Source organism: Pseudomonas kitaguniensis (assembly GCF_009296165.1).
Classification (GTDB): Bacteria; Pseudomonadota; Gammaproteobacteria; order Pseudomonadales; family Pseudomonadaceae; genus Aquipseudomonas; species Aquipseudomonas kitaguniensis.
In genome coordinates, this window is record NZ_VUAZ01000120.1 from 1 (window position 1) to 19,856 (window position 19,856).

15 protein-coding genes are annotated in these 19,856 nt (G+C 61.4%); 12 read left to right on the plus strand and 3 right to left on the minus strand.

Annotated elements, in window-relative coordinates; genetic code table 11:
• Positions 1-591 precede the first annotated feature (591 nt).
• The 12 genes from F0169_RS19450 to F0169_RS19505 are packed head-to-tail and all read left to right on the plus strand — an operon-like array spanning position 592 to position 15,981.
• Positions 592-2,031, plus strand: a complete 1,440-nt coding sequence (locus F0169_RS19450; RefSeq protein WP_058414139.1) for an undecaprenyl-phosphate glucose phosphotransferase — start codon at positions 592-594, stop codon at positions 2,029-2,031.
• Positions 2,031-3,491, plus strand: a complete 1,461-nt coding sequence (locus F0169_RS19455) for a mannose-1-phosphate guanylyltransferase/mannose-6-phosphate isomerase (RefSeq protein WP_058414138.1) — start codon at positions 2,031-2,033, stop codon at positions 3,489-3,491. Before F0169_RS19450 ends, F0169_RS19455 begins: the two co-directional genes overlap by 1 nt.
• Position 3,492: 1 nt before the next feature.
• Positions 3,493-4,404, plus strand: a complete 912-nt coding sequence (locus tag F0169_RS19460; protein WP_152747371.1) for a glycosyltransferase family 2 protein — start codon at positions 3,493-3,495, stop codon at positions 4,402-4,404.
• A gap of 29 nt (positions 4,405-4,433) precedes the next feature.
• Positions 4,434-5,210 (plus strand): polysaccharide biosynthesis/export family protein, encoded by a 777-nt coding sequence (locus F0169_RS19465; protein WP_058414136.1) that lies wholly within the window; start codon positions 4,434-4,436, stop codon positions 5,208-5,210.
• Between the two features lie 14 nt (positions 5,211-5,224).
• Positions 5,225-7,216, plus strand: a complete 1,992-nt coding sequence (locus F0169_RS19470; protein WP_122250781.1) for a GumC family protein — start codon at positions 5,225-5,227, stop codon at positions 7,214-7,216.
• A complete protein-coding gene (locus F0169_RS19475; protein ID WP_152747372.1) occupies positions 7,216-8,406 on the plus strand; it encodes a glycosyltransferase in 1,191 nt (396 codons plus the stop codon). Before F0169_RS19470 ends, F0169_RS19475 begins: the two co-directional genes overlap by 1 nt.
• Entirely contained in the window at positions 8,396-9,724 is a 1,329-nt protein-coding gene (locus F0169_RS19480; RefSeq protein WP_058414133.1) for a GH39 family glycosyl hydrolase, read from the plus strand. The genes F0169_RS19475 and F0169_RS19480 overlap by 11 nt, the downstream gene beginning before the upstream one ends.
• Positions 9,725-9,732: 8 nt before the next feature.
• Complete coding sequence (locus tag F0169_RS19485) at positions 9,733-10,950, plus strand: glycosyltransferase family 4 protein (RefSeq protein WP_152747373.1); 1,218 nt, start codon at positions 9,733-9,735, stop codon at positions 10,948-10,950.
• Positions 10,941-12,044, plus strand: coding sequence for a glycosyltransferase family 4 protein (locus F0169_RS19490; protein ID WP_152747374.1), 1,104 nt, complete (start codon positions 10,941-10,943; stop codon positions 12,042-12,044). Before F0169_RS19485 ends, F0169_RS19490 begins: the two co-directional genes overlap by 10 nt.
• Positions 12,041-13,474, plus strand: coding sequence for an O-antigen ligase family protein (locus F0169_RS19495; RefSeq protein WP_122250778.1), 1,434 nt, complete (start codon positions 12,041-12,043; stop codon positions 13,472-13,474). The genes F0169_RS19490 and F0169_RS19495 overlap by 4 nt, the downstream gene beginning before the upstream one ends.
• A 2-nt stretch (positions 13,475-13,476) precedes the next feature.
• Positions 13,477-14,886, plus strand: coding sequence for a lipid II flippase MurJ (locus F0169_RS19500; RefSeq protein WP_152747375.1), 1,410 nt, complete (start codon positions 13,477-13,479; stop codon positions 14,884-14,886).
• 48 nt (positions 14,887-14,934) lie between these two features.
• A complete protein-coding gene (locus F0169_RS19505; RefSeq protein WP_341869105.1) occupies positions 14,935-15,981 on the plus strand; it encodes an acyltransferase family protein in 1,047 nt (348 codons plus the stop codon).
• 33 nt (positions 15,982-16,014) lie between these two features.
• Here F0169_RS19505 and F0169_RS19510 read toward each other — a convergent pair whose 3' ends face one another.
• From F0169_RS19510 to F0169_RS19520, 3 genes are all read right to left on the minus strand, one after another.
• Positions 16,015-16,587 carry a DUF4174 domain-containing protein gene (locus F0169_RS19510; RefSeq protein ID WP_058414128.1) on the minus strand — a complete coding sequence of 191 codons (573 nt, stop codon included), beginning with the start codon at positions 16,585-16,587 and terminating at the stop codon, positions 16,015-16,017.
• 164 nt (positions 16,588-16,751) lie between these two features.
• Complete coding sequence (locus F0169_RS19515; protein WP_152747376.1) at positions 16,752-17,384, minus strand: glutathione S-transferase family protein; 633 nt, start codon at positions 17,382-17,384, stop codon at positions 16,752-16,754.
• Positions 17,385-17,430: 46 nt separating this feature from the next.
• On the minus strand, positions 17,431-19,788 hold the full coding sequence (locus F0169_RS19520; protein WP_172979486.1) for a DNA polymerase II: 2,358 nt from the start codon (positions 19,786-19,788) through the stop codon (positions 17,431-17,433).
• Positions 19,789-19,856 lie beyond the last annotated feature (68 nt).

Consider the following 19,856-nt stretch of genomic DNA (forward strand, 5'->3'; position numbering starts at 1 on the left):
CAGACAACCAAGACCGCAGACCACTCACAACGACGAGCTCAGTTGCGACTAATCAGTAACAATCCAGCGCCTGTAAAGCAACTTTTTGAGCCTCCCCAGCCAATTTTTTGTTAGTTGTAAAAGTACCTTCTAATTGCACCAAGCCCCCGCATTCAGGGCCGTTAGCCCACCCTCGCCGCGCCTCTTTGTCCTCCTTTCCTGCCCCTCTCGAAAAAGGTTTTCATATTCCACAGGAAAATTCCTGGATTTGTTCCTACACTCAAAAACAGGGCCTTACACCGACTGTATTGAACACCGCATTGAACACTCTATTGAACAGGGAACGTCAATAAAATGCCGACAAAAAGACCGATTAACGCTTCGAGACTGACACCTCCGCACCATTGTCAATTGATTGACTAAACAATCCAAACGGAACACTCCTTACGTATTTACCCAGCAAAATCAATTCATTTGAATAGCTTCATGTGAAGGGACAGTTGCGTTTTACCCAGAGTAGTCGTCGCTCGACTTGCCTTACTCAATAAGCAGCTTGCTGCCTTATCGATTAAACAGTCGAACAGGGCCTGGCGTGCAATGAAGGATGTTTTTATGCGAGAAAAGTCGTCAGTCGACAGCCTGTTTTTAACCCGCGCCGGATTCGTTGAGTTCTTTGTTGTCTTCGTCAAATTTATCCATGGCTTGTCGGCCATTCTGCCGCCACTGGTGTTGGTGCTTTTCATCGAACCGATGGACCCCGAATTGCGCCCTCACTTCCTCGGCTTGCTGCTGTTTTTTGCAGTCCTGACCATTATTCTGTTCCACGCCCTGGGCATCTATTCCGAAGAGCTGTTCAGCAATCGCTTGCGCCTGCGTACCAAGGTGGTGTCGTGGTCTGCGGCATTCTGCATCCTGTTGTTCATGTACCAGATTCTGCAGTTTTTTCCGCAACTGACGCCCCACAACCTGGTGGCCTGGTACTTCGCCAGCCTGGCGTTGTTCTGCATCGAGCGCCTGCTGATGCTGCGCCTGTACCGCAACCTGATGCGCAAGGGCAAATACCTGCAACGCACGGTCATTTTGGGCTTTACCGACACCGCTGTGCACGTCGCCGATCACCTGCAACGCAATGGCGACATCCGTTCCGGCCTGATCGGTTTTATCGATGACCGCACCGAACGCATTCCCAAGGAATTGAGCAACCTGCCGTTGCTGGGCAACACCCGCGACCTGGAAAAACTGATCCGCGCAGAAGAAGTCAATCAAGTGATGATCTGCCTGCCGTGGGCCGCCGAGCAGCGTATTCACGGGCTGGTCAATCGCCTGCGCCAGATGTCGGTGAACGTAATGCTGGTGCCCGACATGGCCGCCCTGCGCTACGGCCACAGCCGCATCACCGACGTCGGCGGCATCCTGATGTTCAACACCTCGCAGTTGCCACTGCGCGGCTGGTCGCCGGTGATCAAGCGTTTCGAAGACATGCTGTTGGCGAGCCTGGCGCTGGTAGTGCTGTCACCGCTGATGCTGGCGACGGCGATCGCGATCAAGCTCGACTCAAAAGGCCCGGTACTGTTTCGCCAGAATCGTTATGGCTATAACGATAACGAGATCCGCGTGTTCAAGTTTCGCTCGATGTTCACCGACCAGAGCGACTTCACCGCCGAGCGCCAGACCACGCGTGCCGACCCGCGTATCACGCGCGTCGGCCGCATTATCCGCAAGACCAGCATCGACGAGCTGCCGCAGTTGTTCAACGTGCTGCTGGGCAACATGTCGATGGTCGGCCCGCGCCCGCACGCCACGGCGACCAAGGCTGCGGGTATTCCGTTCGAAGTGGCGGTCAGCGAATACAGCTCGCGGCATCGGGTCAAGCCGGGCATTACCGGCTGGGCGCAGATCAACGGCTACCGTGGCGAGACCGACACCCTGTTCAAGATCCAGAAACGTGTCGAGTACGACCTGGAATACATCTCCAAGTGGTCGGTGTGGTTTGATTTATACATCGTTTTCATGACGGTCCCGGCCGTCCTTTCCACCAAGGAAGTCTATTGATGAATACCCTCAACGGATTAATTCCCTGCATTATTTCCGGTGGTTCGGGCACACGGCTGTGGCCGGTGTCCCGGCAGAACATGCCCAAGCCTTTCATGCGCATGCGTGACGGCCAGAGCCTGCTGCAGAAAACCTTCCAGCGCGCGGCCAAACTGCCCGGCGTCGAAAGCGTGCTCACGGTGACCAACCGCGACCTGCTGTTCCGCACGCTCGACGACTACCGTGGGGTCAACACCGCGCACCTGCCGCTGGACCTGTTGCTGGAGCCCTTTGGCCGCAATACAGCGGCGGCCATCGCGGTGGCGGCGCTGCACGTGCAGGAACATTTCGGCGACAGCGCGCAGTTGTTGGTGATGCCTGCCGACCATTTGATTCTCAATGAAGTCGCGTTTGCCGACGCCGTGAGCCAGGCCCGCGACCTCGCCGAAGCGGGCTACCTGGTCACGTTCGGCATCCAGCCCGACCACCCCGAAACCGGCTTCGGCTACATCGAACAAGGCGAGCCGCTGAGCACTGGCAACCGGGTTAAACGCTTCGTCGAAAAACCTGACCTGGCCACCGCGCAAGGTTACCTCGATGGCGGTAAACACCTGTGGAACGCCGGCATGTTCTGCTTCAAGGCCAGCACCCTGGTGGAAGAACTCGCCGCCCACGCACCCGACGTATTAACGGCCGCCAAGGCTGCACTCGAACACAGCCAGAGCCTGCAAAATAAAACCTCGCGCCAACGTGAACTGGATTCGGACGCGTTCGGCAGCGCGCCGGATATTTCCATCGACGTGGCCTTGATGGAGAAGTCCACGCAAGTGGCCGTGGTGCCCTGCGACATTGGCTGGAGCGACATCGGTTCCTGGGAAGCGCTGCGCCAGCTCACGCCCAGCGACGCCCACGGCAACCAGGTCAATGGCGAAGCGATTTTGCATGACGTGCACAACTGCTACATCGACTCGCCCAAACGTGTACTCGGCGCCGTTGGCGTGCGCGACCTGATCATCGTCGACACCCCGGATGCGCTGCTGATCGCCGACGCTCATCGCAGCCAGGATGTGCGCTACATCGTTGCCGAACTCAAGCGCCAGAACCATCCGGCGTTCAGCCTGCACCGCACGGTTACACGGCCGTGGGGCACCTACACGGTGCTGGAGGAAAGCAGCCGGTTCAAAATCAAACGCATCGTGGTCAAGCCGCAGGCGTCGTTGTCACTGCAGATGCATCACCACCGCAGCGAGCACTGGGTGGTGGTCAGCGGCGCCGCGCAGATCACCAATGGCGAGCGCGAATTTCTGATCAACGCCAACGAGTCCACCTACATTCCAGCCGGGCACAAACACCGCCTGACCAACCCCGGCATCATCGACCTGGTGATGATCGAAGTGCAGAGCGGCGAGTACCTCGGTGAAGATGACATCGTGCGCTTTGACGACATTTACGGGCGCGCGCCCTTAGACGTGAAAAAGTAACATGCGCACCTCGTTGATCATCCCGACCCGTAACGCCTCCAGCCACCTGGCGCGACTGCTGCCGGCGCTGAACATGCAGACCGTGCAACCGGACGAAATGCTGGTGGTCGACAGCGCCTCGCGTGATGACACCGTGGCGCGCTTTCAAGCGTATGGCGCGCGGGTCGAAGTGATCGACGCTGGCGACTTCAACCATGGCGGCACGCGGCGCTGGGCCAGTGAACAGGTGGGCGGTGACGCGCTGATCGTGATGACCCAGGACGCGATCCCCGCAAGCCCCGAGACGTTCGCCAACCTGCTCGACGAGTTGCAGCAAGACCCGCTTAACGGCGTGGCGTACGGCCGCCAACTGCCGCACCCCGACGCCGGCGTGCTGGGCGCGCAATCGCGGCACTTCAACTACCCGGCCCAGAGCCGCAGCAAGCGCCTGGCCGATGCACCGGAACTGGGGATTAAAACCTGTTTCAGCTCCGACTCGTTTTGCGTGTACCGACGCAGCGCGTTGCGAGCGGTTGGCGGTTTCCCCGCCGACGTGATCGGCAGCGAAGACGCCTACGTCGCCGCGCGCTTGCTGCTTGCAGGTTACAACGTGCGCTACGCCGCCACCGCGCGGGTGTACCACTCCCACGATTACCGACTCATGGATGAGTTTCACCGCTACTTCGACATTGGCGTGTTCTACGGCCGTGAGCCGTGGATTCGCCAGGCATTTGGCGATGCCGGCGGTGAAGGTAAACGCTATGTACTGGCTGAGCTCGCGGCTTTACGCGCAGCCGGTGCATTGCACCGCGTACCCGAAGTACTGGTGCGCAGCGCGTTCAAGTTGCTCGGCTATCGGCTGGGCCATCAGGAACGCCGCCTCCCCCTTGCCGTAAAGCGGCGCATCAGCATGTTCCCCGGTTATTGGAGGTGAGCAGCATGACTAACAGGACGTCACCCTTTATGAAAAAAACCGTGCTCATCCTGGCCATGATGGCCCTGGCCGCGTGTAATACGCCGGCGCGCATCGAGCCGCCGGACGACAAAACCGTCGAAGACGGCAAGCGCGCGCTCGACCAACTGGCGCAGTTGCCGCCGGCGGTGGAGCGAATTCGCATCGGCGACCAGTTGCGCATCGTGCGTGATGCCGGGGAGATGCCGACACTGTCGGCGTTCAACGTCAGCACCATCTATGAACTGACGCTGTACACGGTGCAAACCGACGGCAAGATCAACTACCCGTTCCTGGGGCCGATCCAAGTGGCCGGGCGCCAGCCATCGGACCTGGCGATGGAGTTGACCAACAAGCTCGCGCCGGTTTACCGCGAGCCGCGCGTGACGGTGAACATCAACCAGGCACCGGGCAACGCAGTGATCGTCGGCGGCGCGGTGAATAACCCGACCTCGGTGCAGATCGCCACGGCCAACACCCTGGAGCAAGCGATTATCGGCGCCGGCGGGGTCAACCCGTCGGGTAACGCGAGCATGGTTGCGCTGTTGCGCGAAGACGCTCAAGGCGCCTATCACGCCTACTTCCTGGATTTTAGCCAATACCTGAAAACCGGCCCCAACGGGCGTAAACCCGTGCACCTGCAACGCGGTGATGTGGTGTTCGTGCCCAAGTCCAACGTCGGCGAGCGCATCCAGGGCGTGGACACTTACCTGAACCAACTGATCCCGTTCACCAAGTCGATCGGGGTTGGCTACAACTACACCAGAACCAGTGGCGGCACTAACTAAAGGAGCGACATCCGATGATCGAGATCCGTTCTTTTCGTGATCTTCTGCGCCTGTTTTTCATCTTCCGGCACGAGTTCAAACTGGCGGCCATCGCCGCGCTGGTGATCATTTTGCTGAGCGCATTTTTGCTGCCGGCCAAGTACGAATCCACCGCGCGCCTGTTGGTTAAGCCGGGGCGCGATTCGACCTTGCCGATCGAAATCAGCAACCGCCAGGCGATGGTGATGCCCAGCACCCAGCGCGACCCGATTGTCGACGAGGAGCGCTTGCTCACCGGTCGCCCGATCGTACGCGCAGTGGCCGAGCACTACCTGCAAATCAGCGAGAACGCCACGCCGCCAGAGGGCGTCTGGAAACGCGCCAAGTACTACGTCAGGGAAGGCGTGGGCGCGGTGTTCGACGGCCTGCGGGTGGTGCTGGAAACCGTCGGCATCGTCGAAAAAACCACGCCGGTAGAGCGCATTGCCGCAAGCCTGGAAAAGAGCTTTGAAGTCAGCCACGCCGTCGGTTCCACGGTGATGGACATCAGCTTCAAGTGGGGCGACCCGGAGATTGCCCAAGCGGTGGTCAAAGACTGGATCGAAACCTACATTGCCGAGCGCACACAGGCCTTGGGCCGCAAGAGCCTGTATGCCTTCTACGAGGCCCAGGTGAGCACCAGTGCTACCGAGATCAAGAGCTATAAAGAGCAGATCCTCGGCCACCTGAACGAGATTGGCGCGGCGAGCATTACCGATCGACTGGAAGATTTGTCCGAGCGTATCAACGTGCTGCGTGGCGAAGTTTTCAATACCACGCGATTGATCGCCTCGTCCGACAGCGCGATTGACAGCACCCGCACTCAGCTCAAGTCGCAGCCCAAGGAAGTGACCACGGTTCGCCAGATTGCGCTGAACCCGCAGCAGCAGGATTTGCGCCGTTTGCTCAACCAAAAGCTGCTGGAAAAGGCTGACATGATGCGCACCTACACGGATAACGCGCCGCCGGTGAGAGCCCTGGACGCGTCGATTCGTGCCATGCAGGCGCAAGTCGCGAATGTCAGCAACACCGTGCAAGCCTCGGAAAACCGTGCGCCGAATACCCTCGAAATTCACCTGCAGCGGGTGCTGCTGGACGAGTCGAGCAACAACCAGGCGCTGCGTACACAACTGGTGCAACAGCAAAAACAACTGGTGAACCTCGAAGCCCAACGCAAGCAAGCGCTGGAGATTGAACCGGAGCTGGCGCGCCTCTCGCGCGAACTGAACGCGACCGAGCGCAACTACACGCTGTACGTCGATAACCTGGAAAAATCGCGTATCGACCGTGAGCTGGACAACAGCCAGATCAGCAACATTGCGGTGATCGAAGAGGCCACCCTCAACCCTGGCCGCATCTTCCCGAAAACCCTGGTGATGCTGATGCTGGCGATCCCGTTCGCGATCGTCGTCGGCTTGCTGGTGATCTACCTGTGCTACCTGATGGATCAGCGCATACATGACGGCGGTTTGGTGGAGCGCAAGTTCGGCCTGCCGCTGTGGACCACCCTGCCGGAGCTGGACACCAGCACCGCGCAGAGTACCAACGCGTTCAACGCAAGCATTTACCGGCTGTATGGGTTGTTGCAGTTGGACCGCGTTGCCGAGCAAGGTTTGACACTGGGGCTGACCTCGGCGCGCCACGGCGAAGGGGTGACCTTTGTGGTGGAGCAACTGCGCCAATTGCTGCAAGAAAACGGCATCAACGTGCGGGTCGGCGGCGTAGCGTCGGCGTTACCGGGCGAAGTGGTGCTGCTGGACGCCTCGGCGCTGTTGGACAACCGCGATGCGTTCGTCAACTTGCTGCGTGCCGACCTGATCGCGCTGGTGGTGGAAGCGCAGAAAAGCACGGTGCCGGTGGTCGAACATGCGCTGTCGATCCTCAACACTGCGTTCGGCAAAGTGGACGGCATCATCATCAACCGACGCAAATTCGAAGTGCCGGCCAAGGTGCTTAAATCCATCGCCAAATACCGGGGAGCGTTCTAATGCGCATCGCCCTGCTCGCGCCCTTGCCGCCGGAAAAAAACGGCATCGCCGACTACGCGAACCATTTCAAGGCGGCATTGGAGCAGTTGGGCGTGACGGTGGCGACACCGTTGAGCGGCGTGGAAGGCAACAGCGTTGCGATCAAGCAGGCCGTCGCAGGCTTCGACTGGCAGAGCGTGGACCTGGTGCACGCCGAGCTGGGTGGCGGCCGACTGGGCGAGTTCCTGGCCCTGCGCGAGTTGCGCAAGGCCTGCCCCAACCTGCCGCTGACGGCCACCGTGCATGACCCGGAGCGCATGGTTTGGCGGCGCGAGCACCTGCCGTTTCCGCTGAACCTGCTGGAACGTTTGCCCAGCCCGCTGCCACAAGCGGCGGTGGTGCTGGCCGACCCGCTGACCTTGCGCGAAGAGCGTCACGTTGCCCAAGGCCTGACGCGGCTGATCACGCTGACCCGCTTGGGTGCCGATTGCTTGAGCCAGCGCATGCAATTGCCGAGCGGCAAAGTGGCAGTGATCAACCACGCCAACCTGGCCATTGAGCCAGCCCCGTTACCGCCGCTTGAGACCCTGCGCCTGCTGTATTTTGGTTTTATCTACCGTGGCAAAGGCATTGAAGACCTGCTGCAAGCATTAGCCGACGTGTTCAAACACGCCCCCGAATTGCGTGACCGTGTGCGCCTGACCCTGGCCGGTGGCACTGCCGCCGAGATGGCGTTTGGCGCGGGCGGCAATTACCTGGAGCAGTTGCACAGCCAGATCGCCGAACTCGGCCTGGCGGGCTCCATCGACTGGCGGCTGAACCTGCCGGCCAGCGAAATTGCGCAGACGATTCAGGCGCACCATGTGATGGTGCTGCCGTATCGCGAATCAAAAAAACTTGGCCTGCTGGGGCGCCAACGTGGCACCAGCGGTGCACTGTCTTGGGCGGCAGCCTGCGGGCGCGGGGCGATTACTTCGGATGCCCGCGCATTTGCCGAAGAAGTTGCCAGCGGCAACGGCGCCATTTATCCGCAAGGTGATGTGGCGGCGCTGAGCGCACAATTGTTGCGCCTGGCGCGTACGCCGTCGCTTGCCAGGGACTGGGCCGAACGTGCGGCAGAAATCGGCCGCGAACGCTTGTGGCCGTTGACCGCAGAAAAATTCAGGCAACGCTTTGAGCAGGCCATTCAAGGAGCACCCTATGGCGCGTAAACGCACCTACTTCGCCACGCTTGCCGTGGTCGCAGCCCTTGGCTTGAGCGTGTTTATGTGGGGCCGCCAGGCCGACGCCGAGAGCCATGTGCTCAAGGGCAACAAAGTGGTGGTGTGGAAAGATTTTTTGGGCGTGAACGCGCAATTTCTGTGGTTCAGCCCTGCGCGTTACCAACTGCAAATTGACCGACTCAAGGCGCTGGGCCTGCAATGGGTGCGCCTGGATTTGCACTGGGACCAACTGGAACCCACCGTAGGCAAGTATCAGATCGCAACCCTGGACCAACTGGTCGATAAGCTGCAAGACAACCAGCTTAAATCAGTGTTCTACATGGTCGGCTCGGCGCCCTTCGCCACCACCGCGCCGAAGGGTGCGCCGTATCAGGACCAGTACCCGCCCAAAGACCCGAACGTGTTTGCCAACCGCATGGGTTTGTTGGCCCAGCGCTACCCCAGCGTCAACGCCTGGCAAGTGTGGAACGAACCGAACTTGCTCGGCTTTTGGCGCCCGGCGGCCAACCCTGCGGGCTACGCCAAGCTGCTGACCGCCACGGCCTCGGCATTGCGCGCTGTCGATGCGAACAAACCGGTGGTCGCCGCCGGCATGGCGTTCTTCAGCGAAATGCCCAACGGCCAGACCATGTTCGATGCGCTCGGTGCGCTGGGCGTGGCCAGCTTGAAAACGATTATTTCCTACCACCCGTATACCCAACTGCCCGAAGGCAACGACCCGGCCAACCTCGACTTCATCACCAAAACCAACGCGCTTAACCAGTCCCTGCGCAACGGCGGTGTTCAAACCCTGTGGAGTACCGAGTGGGGCTGGTCGACCTACCCGGGGCCAAAAGACGCTCAAGACATCATCACCCTGCAGGGCCAGGCCGATTACGTGGTGCGCCGCGTGGCGCTGATGAGCACCATGGATTTCGACAAGATCTTTTTGTTCACCTTGAGCGACCTCGACCAGCGCGCCAGCGTGCGCGACCAGTTCTACGGTTTGCTCGACATCGACGCCAACCCCAAGCCGGTCTACACCGCGTTGAAAAACTTCCTCGACGTGAGCGGGCCGCAACTGACCCCCGGCGACCCGCCCACTGCCGACCAGTTGCCCGACGGCTTGTTCAGTATCGGCTGGACCCGCGCCGACGGCCGTAAATTGTGGTTCTTCTGGTCGGCCCAAGGCGGCAACGCGCACTTGCCTGGGCTGGCCAGCGCGACCCTCTACGACCCACTGCGCAGCACGCAAACCCCAGTCAGCGGCACCAATGGGCTGACCGTACCGGTCAAACCGAACCTGCAAATTCTGCTATGGGATTGAAGCCTGCCATGCGCATTTTATGGATACTGCCCTACTCGCCCTGGCCCGCGACCAGCGGCGGCAAGACGCGCCAGTTCCATCTGCTGCGCAGCCTGGCCGCGCGTGGGCATCGGATAACTTTGCTGCTGCATGACAAGCAACCGGTGTCACCAGCGGATCGCCATGTGCTGGAGGCGTTTTTGGAGCAGGTGATCACTTTGCCACGGCGCCCGCTGCGCAGCCTGAAAACCATCACGGCCGGGCTGTTTGCGCCCTACCCGCTGCTGGCCAGTGTGAATGGCCTGTCGAGCGCGCTGCAAACTACCTTCAACCAATTGCTCAATGAACAGTGGGACGTGGTGCAGATCGAACACACCTACACTTTTCAGCCGTACGAAGAGGCCCTGATGCGCACAGCCCAGCCCTTCGTGCTGACCGAGCACAACGTTGAATCGGCGCTCGGCGCAGCGACTTACGACCGCTTGCCGCGTTGGGCACTGCCGTTCATTCGCTACGATCAATGGCGCTACACCCGCTGGGAATACCGCGTAATGCGCCAAGCCGCGCAAGTGGTGGCGGTGACCGACAGCGACGCGCAAGTGCTCGAAAAAATCGCCGGTAAACCGGTGCCGGTGGTGGTGAATGGCGTGGACTGCGACCATTTCGCCGCCGCTCATCCCGACCCCAGCACGCGCCGCGTGTTGTTTTTGGGCAACTATGAATACGCGCCGAACGTGGATGCGATTGAGTGGGCACTCGACGAGATTTTGCCCAAAGTATGGGAGCGCTGCCCCGACGCGCGCATGAGCGTGTGCGGTTTTGGCATGCCCGGCAGTTGGCGTGAGCGCTGGAAAGACCCGCGCATTGAGTGGCAAGGGTTTGTACCGGACCTGCTGAATTTACAATCAAGTTGTTCGGTGTTTCTGGCGCCGTTGCGCCATGGCGGCGGTTCCAAATTGAAAGTGCTCGAAGCCTTGGCCGCCGGCCTGCCGTTGGCCAGCACCGAACAAGGCGTGTCGGGCCTGGACCTGATCGAAGGCCTCGACTACCTTGGCGGGCAAAGCGCAACCAGCCTGGCGGACGCCGTGGTGCGCCTGTTGCAGTGTCCCGAAGCTGCCGCGCCAATGGGCGAAGCCGGTCGCGCCTATGTGCGTCGGGCGCACGACTGGAGCGTTGCTGCCAGCCAACTGGAGCGGGTGTACGCGAGCCTTGCGCCGCTCAATCAAGAGGAGCCCGCATGCGTGTAGGCCTGGATTACCGTACCGTCGGCACCTCACCGCAATCGGGGATCAGCCGCCAGGTGTATGCGCTGGAAAATGCCCTGCGCACCCTGCCGGGTATCGAACTTGAGCGGTTTACCGTGGCGCCCTTGGGCGATGAAACGCGCTTTCAGGCGCATTGCCCGGCGTGGGGTTGCGCGAAAACCGCGATGCATCAGCCGCAGAATCGGTTGCGTTTCGAGGCCGGTTTTTTACCGCGCGCGTTGCGTGAGCAGCACATTGACCTGTACATCAGCACCTTCAATATGGGCTTGCCATTGCCGCCCAAACCGAAAGGCTTGCGCAGCGTGGTGCTGTTGCATGACCTGTTTCAGATTACGCTGAACAACTACCACGCCAACCGTTTGAAAGCGCTGCTCTACAAAACCAGCGATCGTTTGTCGATTGCCTATTCGGTGCACAGCGCCGACCGGGTGTGGACGCCTTCGCAGTACAGCGCCGATGAAACCGCGCGGCTGTTTCCCAAGGCGGCGGGCAAGATTCGGGTATTGCCCAACCAAGTGGACGGGTTTGTCGACCGGGCGGCGGACCTTACGGCGCGCCAGTTGCCCGAGCATTATTGGTTGCTGGTGGGCACCCGTGAATTGCGCAAGAACGTGCCGTTTTTTGTCGACGCCTGGCAGCAGGCGCGGCGCTTGTCATCTGCGGTGCCGGAACTGGTGCTGGTGGGCAGCCTTGAGCACTTACCCGAGGCGCAACGCAGCCTGCCAGGCATTCGCGCCTTGAGTGGCGTGTCGGACGCCGAGTTGCACGCGTTGTACCAGCAGGCCGCGCGTTTGTGGCAGCCGTCGTATGCCGAAGGGTTTGGTTTGCCGGTGATCGAGGCGCTGAGCGTCGGCACGCCGGTGGCGGTGGCCAGTGGCACGTCGCTGGATGAAATCACCCCGCCGTCGTCGCCGCGTTTTTCGCCCACCGTTGGCCCGGCGCTGGTGCAACTGATGGTCGAGCTGGTTGATCGCCCCAGCGAAGATTCACCGGAACAACGCAAGCAGTGGGCGCAACGCTTCAATTACCAGGCCTATAACCGACGCCTGGCCGAACTGATCGAGGAATTAACATGAGAGTTTCACTGGCAAGCCTCGTCGCGATCATGTTCGGCCTGCTGTTTGGCGCACTCGCCCTGATGCTCTCGCCGGCCAAGGCGTTTCTCGCCGTGATCGGCCTGGCCGCCGCGGTGACCATCCTGCGCTTCCCGCTGTGGGGCTTGTTGCTGTTTGCCGGGGTTGCGACCTTTATGCCGTATTCGACGGTCAACCTGGGTATTCGCACCACCGTCAGCGAGGCGATTCTGGCGCTGACGTGGGGCGCGGTGCTGTGGCACAGCTTTCTGTCGCGTGTGCCGGACACTCCGAGCCTGTCACGCCGCCCCACCGACCAGATGCTGCTGTGGCTGATGCTGTTCAGCGTGTTCCCGTTTATCGTCGGCCAAATCAGCATCCAGGCCGACACCAGCGGCACGGCCAACTGGCTGCGCTGGTTGCTGAGCCTGTCGGCGGTGTTCCTCGGCGCCAAATTGCTGGTGGGCTACAAGCAACGCGAATCCCTGGTGATCGCGCTGTTGCTGGGCACGCTGGCAATGCTGGTGCTGTCGATTGCAGTGTTTCTGCGCACCCGCTCGGGCGCAGGCATTGCGCCGATCCTGGCAGTGTTCAATTACGGCAACTTCGACATGCTCAAATTCGGCCTGGAGGCGATGTCGTCGCGCATGGGTTCGCCATGGATGCACCCGAATGCCATCGGCGGGATCATGGCGCTGCTACTGCCCTTGGCGTTCTGTTACGGCATGACCGAACAAGGCTGGAAACGCGCGCTGGGCCTGGGCGTGGCCTGCCTGGGCGCCGCCGCGTTGCTGTTGGCGAGCAGCCGTGGCGCGATGGTCAGCCTGGCGCTGGTGCTGATGTGGATGGCCACGCGGCGCGTGCCCTACACCGGGCGCCTGTTGATGATCGGCGCGGCGCTGACGGTCGCGCTGGTGATGGCTTACCCGCCGTTGCAGGAGCGCCTGGCGACGATTTTCTCGTCGGACAACGCGAGTACCGAAGTGCGTTTCGATGAGTACCGCACGTTCCCACAGGCGGTGGCGGCTTACCCGTTCGGCATCGGCTTCAAAGTCGACCCGCCGGTGCCGGGTACGCAGTTGCTGGGCATCTCCAACCTGTGGCTGAACTTCATCTACAAGACCGGCATCGTTGGCATGCTGCTGTTTATTGCGGTCACCGTGCGCTGGTGGCGTGAAGCGCGCCCGGAAAAAGGCCCGATCCGCCTGACCAAAGACAACGCGCTGTGGCTGGGCAGCACTGCCGGGATTCTCTCGGCACTGGTCAGCGGTTTGTTTGACCACTACTTCAGCTTTGCGGTGGTGATGGTCGCGCTGTTCTGGCTGATGGTCGGCATTAACGTGTTGGAGGCGCGGCGTTTGTTTCCGGCACGTTTACCGCAGGTCAAGGCAGTCGTTTATCGCAAGCCGTTGCTTGACGGCGCAAGGTCTTAAGCATGCTCGGTTACGCCGTCTGGCTGACCGTGGCCACCCTGCTGGGCCTGTGCCTGGGGTTCGCGCGCGAATGGTTGCTGGTGGCGGCGTGGGGTGCAGGCGAGCGCAGCGATGCGTTCTTGATCGCGCTGTTTTTACCCGAGGCCTTGCGCATGTCGTTGGCCGGTGGCGTGCTGAGCGCCGCCGCGCTGCCGCTGTACCTCGAACGCAAAAGCGCTGAGCGGCTGGATTGGCTGGGCGTGCTGTTCCCGGCCTTGCTGTTGATCGCCTTGGTCACCAGCCTGTTGCTGACGCTGTTGGCGCCGTGGCTGGTGCAAATACTCGGCCCGGGGTTGGCGGACAGCGCCACCGCCCTTGCCGGCAGCAACCTGCAAATTGTCGCCTGGTGTGTGCCGGGCTTGATGCTGCATGCGCTGTTCAGCATTCCGTTGCAGGCCAGCGAACGCTTTGTATTGGCGGGCTTGGGTTCGCTGCTGTTCAACCTGCCGCCGGTGACGTACCTGGCGCTGGCAGGCACTGCCACTCAGGCGCATTTTCTGGCGCTCGCCTGCCTTGCCGGCAGCCTGTTGATGCCGTTGGCCTTGTTGCCGTCGGTCTGGCGCCAAGGCTGGCGACCGTGGCGCTGGCAACTGAGCGTTGCGCCGCTGCGCGAACTCGGCCAGCGCATCGGGCCATTGTTGTTAAGCAATGGCGCCAGCCAAGGGTTGGCGTTGATTGAGCGGCTGGTGGCGTCGCTGCTGGGTGAAGGCGCCGTCACGTGGGTCAACCTTGCCCGCAAGCTGATGAACCTGCCGCTGATTGCGCTGATGAGCCTGAATCAGGTGCTGCTGGGCATGATGAGCCGGCGCCAGGGCGACGAGCGCCTGGCGTTGCTCAAGCGCGGCCTGGAAACCGCCAGCGTGCTGACCCTGCCTGCCGGGGTCGGCCTGGTGGCGGCGGCGCCGAGCCTGGTGGCGTTGCTGCTGCCCAAGCAGTCGGCGGATTCGCCGTTGCCGCTGTTGCTGGCCTGGTTTGCCGTGCCGTTGGTGTTTGGCGCGTGGAACGCCTTGCTCGCGCGTTATGCCTACGCCGCCGGCGATACGCGCCAGCCGCTGCGCTGTGAGTTGCTTGGGAGCCTGGTCAACGTGCTGTTGCTCGGCGCCCTGCCCTTTGTGTTTGGCCTGGCGGGTATTCCGCTGGCCGCGCTGGCGGGGGTGATCTGTACCGCGCTGTTACTGATGCAACGCCAGCGTTTGCTCGGCGACCTGCCGTGGGCGCGGCACTGGCTGCTCAGCGCAGTCGTCATGGGGTTGGCGGCGCTGGTGCTGTTCCCCATTGACGGCGTATGGCTGCAACTGGGGCTCAGCACCCTGGCCGGCGCCGTGGTGTTGCTGGGCATGGGGCTGTGGCTGAAGCCGTGGCGCAAGGCCTGAATGACCAAGCCTGCTGCAGGCGGTGAATTTATCGAAGGGAGTAGTCAGGTGAAACATCGTTGGATTCAAATGGACATCGCCAGAGGCATTGGCATTCTGGTAATCGTGTATGCCCACAGCTGGTTTGTCGCGTCCTCGCCGGAGCTGCTCTACCCGATCCTCGCCTCGTTTGTATTGCCGTTGTTCTTCTTTCTGTCCGGGGTGTTCTTCAAGCCTGAGCAGCCGTTTGGGGAGATGGCAATACGCAAGGCCGACGCCCTGCTCAAGCCATTTTTTTTCACCATGCTGGCGTATGTGATCGTGCGCGACATCCTGCGGGGTCAGCCGTTGCTGCCGGATATAGGCGGCGTGCTGTACGCCTCGGTGGACACCATTCCGTGGCAGGCGCTGTGGTTTCTGCCGCACTTCTGGGTAGCGATACTGTTCAGTTGGGTGGTGCTGCGGCTGATCTCGCGCTGGCAGCTGTCGCTGCCGGTGAGCTGCGTGTTGATGGTGGTGCAATTGCTGGTCGGCATCTGGATGCTGCCGTGGTTCTGGCAATTGCCGGTCACCTTCGCCGGGCAAAGCTGGGTGCTGCCGGGCTTGCCGTTCGGCCTTGATATTACGTTGATCAGCAGTGCCTGTTTCGTCTACGGCTATTTGCTGCGCGACTGGTTACGTACCCATTCGGGCTCACTGTGGACCTTGCTGATGTCGGTGGCGCTGTTCGCGGCGGTGTTCATCTTCAGCCGCGACACCATGGACATCGCGCAACGTCGCTATGACCACTGGTTGTGGAGCAGCTTGCTGGCGCTGATTGGCGTGTACTTGTGTTGGGCGCTGGCGCGGGTGCTGATGGTGTCGGCGCTGATCACCCGAGCGATGACCTACATCGGCCAGTCCACGCTGATTCTGTTGATCTTCCACGGCGAAATCCAGCACAAGACGGTGGACCTGATGGAACGTGTGGGCCTGCATCCGTTTGTGGCGGCGAGTGTGGGTTTGGTGACGGCGATCGTGGCGCCGCTGCTGATCGGCGAAGTAATCAAGCGCGTGGCGTTTTTGCGCTTTTTTTACTTTCCATTTCCAGTGCGTAAAGCCGCTAAAAACCCGTAGGAGCGAGCGGGCTCGCCCCTGCGGGCAGGCGCGTCAGTCATCCAACGATTGCGCCGCAGGCTTGGCGGGTTTGCCGGCTTTCGCGCCCTTGGCAGGCGCTGCGGCGGCAGGCTCGGGTTCGGCTGGGGCGGCGAGTTCTTTCTCGGCCATCGGCATCTGGTCGATGGCGCTGAAGAACTCTTTCAGGTCGAGGGTATCCGGTGGCACGGTCTTCTCGAGTTTTTTCTCGCCGTCCTTGCCCACCAGAATCACTTTGGTGCCGCTGCCGGCGCCCAATTTGAGCGCACGGATCAACGCATTGGTTTCAGGCGGCGTGAGCTTTTTGTTGTCCTTCGGGTCTTTGGCGAACTTCTCCCCTTCGGCACCGATGCTGCCGAACTTCACGGTGTAGAACACCATGCTGCGCTCTTCAAAGGACTGCTTGGTGGCAGGCTCTTCCAGCTGTTTGTGCAAGGTGGCCAATGTTTGGTTGCCGGAATCCAGCTCCACAACCACCAGCGGGCGTGACTTGCCCATGTCCTGCTTGAGCGGGTTAATATCATCCGCGGCCAACAGCGGCCCCGTAAAAGCCATCAAGGTAGCCAGGGTCAGCGACCGGATGAGCATGCGCACCTCCTTTGAATTTCATGCAGTGTTCTTGAGTTTCATGTCTGCGACAGTCAATTTCAAGGATGATTCCTACACTACGTTAAGAAGAGTAGGTCAGGACGCCCACCACGCAAGGGATGGTATGCCCTCAAGCATCATTGTTTCTTCTGATTGCACGCCCATTACGCGACGCCCCACTGCGGCCAATGCCGGGCAAACACGGGCGCCACAAGCAGGTCGGCATCCACCTGCGCCAACGTCTGGGCAAGCCCTGGCGCCAGGCTGCTGAGCATCTCGCGGGCTTCGTCCCAGCGCGACACCGCAGCGGCCATAATGCCGAGCGCATTCGGCCGCGTATCCGGCGCAAACAACTGCTCGGCAAATTGGTCGGCGAACACCACCCAGGCTTGATGCAGGTAGCGGCGCGTGCCAGTGACCAATTGCGCCTGCGCCGCCTCATCCGCAGTGCCCAGCCAGCGTTGCGGGTAGTCGATGATGCCGATGGCCGAATAGCAATTGGCGGCGATGTACACCAGGCCTCGCAGGATCTGCGCGCGGTCACCGCCCAATAAATCGGAAGCCGGAAACTCCAGGCCCAAGTGGATCAGAATCGCGGCGCTTTCGGTCAGCACCTGGCCATCGGGCGTGACCAACGTAGGAATCTGTTTAAGCGGGTTGATACGCGCAAGAGCGTCGCTGCCCTCGCCGTCGTCCCAGGAACTGGCGTTAACCCGATGCCACGGCACCGCGCAACGCTGGAGGGCGATTTCGATCATGCAGGAGCCGGATTCGTCGGTGCCGTAGAGCGTGTACATGGGCGTTTCCTCGCTGTCGCAGCCGTTCGGCGTTCACGTTGGCCGTTTAGAACAGGCCCATTTGCCCGCCGACCAAGGTGCCGAAATCATCATTCACAAACGGCAGAATAGCATCGGCCACCGGCTGCAGTTGCCGAGTGACGTAGTGATCATAATCAATCGGCGCCTGCCGCACTTCCAACGGTTCCGGCCCGTTGACGGTCATCACATAGCTGATCCAGCCGCCACGCTGGTACTGGCGCGGTCGCCCGAGGCGGTCGTTGTATTCATCCGCCAGGCGCGCAGCGCGTACATGCGGCGGGACGTTGCGTTCGTAGTCGCCCAACTGGCGGCGCAGGCGTTTGCGGTAAATCAGCAGGTCGTCGAGTTCGCCGCTCAAGGTACGGCGCACATAGTCGCGCACATAATCCTGATGGGGCTGGCGATGGAAGATGCGCTGGTAAAGCGCTTGCTGGAATTGCCGGGCCAGCGGCGACCAGTCGCTGCGCACGGTTTCAAGGCCCTTGTAGACCATTTGCTCGCTGCCATCGGCGCGCACGACCAACCCGGCGTAGCGCTTTTTGCTGCCCTCCTCCGCGCCCCGAATGGTCGGCATGAGGAAGCGACTGAAGTGGGTCTCGTATTGCAGTTCCAGAGCGCTTTGCAGGCCGAATTCGCTGTGCAAATGCGCGCGCCACCACTCATTCACATGTTGCACCAGCGCCTCGCCGATACGGCTGGCGTCTGCTTGGGAATGCGCACTGCCGAGCCAGACGAAGGTGGAATCGGTGTCGCCGTAGATCACCTCATAGCCTTTGGCCTCCACCAGTTCGCGGGTCTGGCGCATGATCTGGTGCCCGCGCATCGTGATCGACGACGCCAGGCGCGTGTCGAAAAACCGGCAACCGCTGGAACCCAGTACGCCGTAAAAAGCGTTCATGATGATTTTCAGCGCCTGCGACAACGGCGCGTTGTGCTCACGCTTGGCCAGCTCGCGGCCCTCGGACACGCGCGTGACGATGGACGGCAGGCAGTGCCGGGTGCGAGAGAACCGCGCACCGCGAAAGCCTTCCACCGACGCGCTGTCGTCAGGGTGCTTGAGGCCTTCGATCAGGCCCACCGGGTCAATCAGGAAACTGCGGATGATCGACGGGTACAGGCTTTTGTAATCCAGCACCAGCACCGATTCGTAGAGGCCGGGGCGCGAGTCCATGACAAAACCGCCGGGGCTGGCTTGCGGTGGTTTATCGCCCAGGTTCGGCGCAACAAACCCTTGGCGGTGCATCAGTGGCAGGTACAAATGGGTGAAGGCCGCAACTGAACCGCCATTGCGGTCCGCCGGCAGCCCTGTGACGCTGGCCCGCTCCAGCAGGAATTTGAGCAGCTCGGTCTTCTCGAAAATCCGCGTGACCAGCTCGCAGTCTTTGAGGTTGTAGCGCGCCAGGGCGGGTTTGTCCTCGGCGAACATGCGGTTGATTTCGTCCATGCGCTGGTACGGCGTGGAGATGTCTTTGCCTTCGCCAAGCAGGGTTTGCGCGACGTTTTCCAGGCTGAAGGATTCGAAGCTCCATGTGGCCGAACGCAGCGCTTCAATGCCATCAATAATCAGCCGCCCCGCTGCCGCAGCGAAGTAGTGGTTGCGGCTGCCGTGCTCGCGCCAGGCCATGGCTTCACCGCCGCGCCCGAGCAGCAGCGGCACATTCAGGCGCTGGGCATGTTCGTGCAGCACGCGCAGGTCGAACTGCACCACGTTCCAGCCGATGATCGCATCCGGGTCGTGGGTCGCAAGCCATTGGTTAAGGCGTTCGAGCAGTTGCGCGCGGGTGTCGCAGTAGTCGAGCTTGAAGTCGACCGCGCAGGCCTTGTTCGGCGGGCCGAGCATGTACACCTGGCGCTCGCCGCAGCCTTCAAGGGCGATGGAATAGAGGTCGCCTTTGGCCGTGGTCTCGATGTCCAGAGACACCAGTTTCAGCGGCGGGCGGTAGTCGGGCGCAGGTTTCATTTGCGCATCGAGCAGCGTGCCGTCGGCGTCGGGCGTTCCGCCAAACCAGACCGGCGCGGTGATGAAACGCTCCATCATGTAGCGCTCGGGCGGGCGTATGTCACCCTCGTAGACGTCGACGCCGGCGGCGCGCAGGCGTTTTTCCAGGTCCATCGCCTGGCGGTGCTGCCGGGTGTAAAGGCCCAGCACCTGTCGGTGGTGGAAATCGCACAGTTGCAGCGGGCGCAATTCAACCTCGCGCTCGCCCTTGAGCAGCCAATCCAGAGGCTTACGGTGCACCTCGGGAATGAACATCACCGACGTTTGCACGGGTAGGCGAATACACCGGGGGCCGTGGTCGGTGGCCAGCCAGAAACTGACCTCCGTACCCGCCGGGGTGTCGCGCCAATGCCGGGTCAGGACAAAACCCTGCTGTAAATCCACCGTACCGCACCTCAGCCATAACGTTCAGGGCGTGATTCTACTCGGCATCCGCCTGGAAGCGGCCGGTT

Bases quoted from the DNA above. Each gene is read 5' to 3' on its own strand.
- F0169_RS19465 (WP_058414136.1), top strand. From the start codon at position 4,434: ATGAAAAAAACCGTGCTCATCCTGGCCATGATGGCCCTGGCCGCGTGT.
- F0169_RS19470 (WP_122250781.1), top strand. From the start codon at position 5,225: ATGATCGAGATCCGTTCTTTTCGTGATCTTCTGCGCCTGTTTTTCATC.
- F0169_RS19510 (WP_058414128.1), bottom strand. From the start codon at position 16,587: ATGCTCATCCGGTCGCTGACCCTGGCTACCTTGATGGCTTTTACGGGG.
- F0169_RS19515 (WP_152747376.1), bottom strand. From the start codon at position 17,384: ATGTACACGCTCTACGGCACCGACGAATCCGGCTCCTGCATGATCGAA.
- F0169_RS19450 (WP_058414139.1), top strand. From the start codon at position 592: ATGCGAGAAAAGTCGTCAGTCGACAGCCTGTTTTTAACCCGCGCCGGA.
- F0169_RS19460 (WP_152747371.1), top strand. From the start codon at position 3,493: ATGCGCACCTCGTTGATCATCCCGACCCGTAACGCCTCCAGCCACCTG.
- F0169_RS19490 (WP_152747374.1), top strand. From the start codon at position 10,941: ATGCGTGTAGGCCTGGATTACCGTACCGTCGGCACCTCACCGCAATCG.
- F0169_RS19500 (WP_152747375.1), top strand. From the start codon at position 13,477: ATGCTCGGTTACGCCGTCTGGCTGACCGTGGCCACCCTGCTGGGCCTG.
- F0169_RS19495 (WP_122250778.1), top strand. From the start codon at position 12,041: ATGAGAGTTTCACTGGCAAGCCTCGTCGCGATCATGTTCGGCCTGCTG.
- F0169_RS19485 (WP_152747373.1), top strand. From the start codon at position 9,733: ATGCGCATTTTATGGATACTGCCCTACTCGCCCTGGCCCGCGACCAGC.
- F0169_RS19475 (WP_152747372.1), top strand. From the start codon at position 7,216: ATGCGCATCGCCCTGCTCGCGCCCTTGCCGCCGGAAAAAAACGGCATC.
- F0169_RS19455 (WP_058414138.1), top strand. From the start codon at position 2,031: ATGAATACCCTCAACGGATTAATTCCCTGCATTATTTCCGGTGGTTCG.
- F0169_RS19480 (WP_058414133.1), top strand. From the start codon at position 8,396: ATGGCGCGTAAACGCACCTACTTCGCCACGCTTGCCGTGGTCGCAGCC.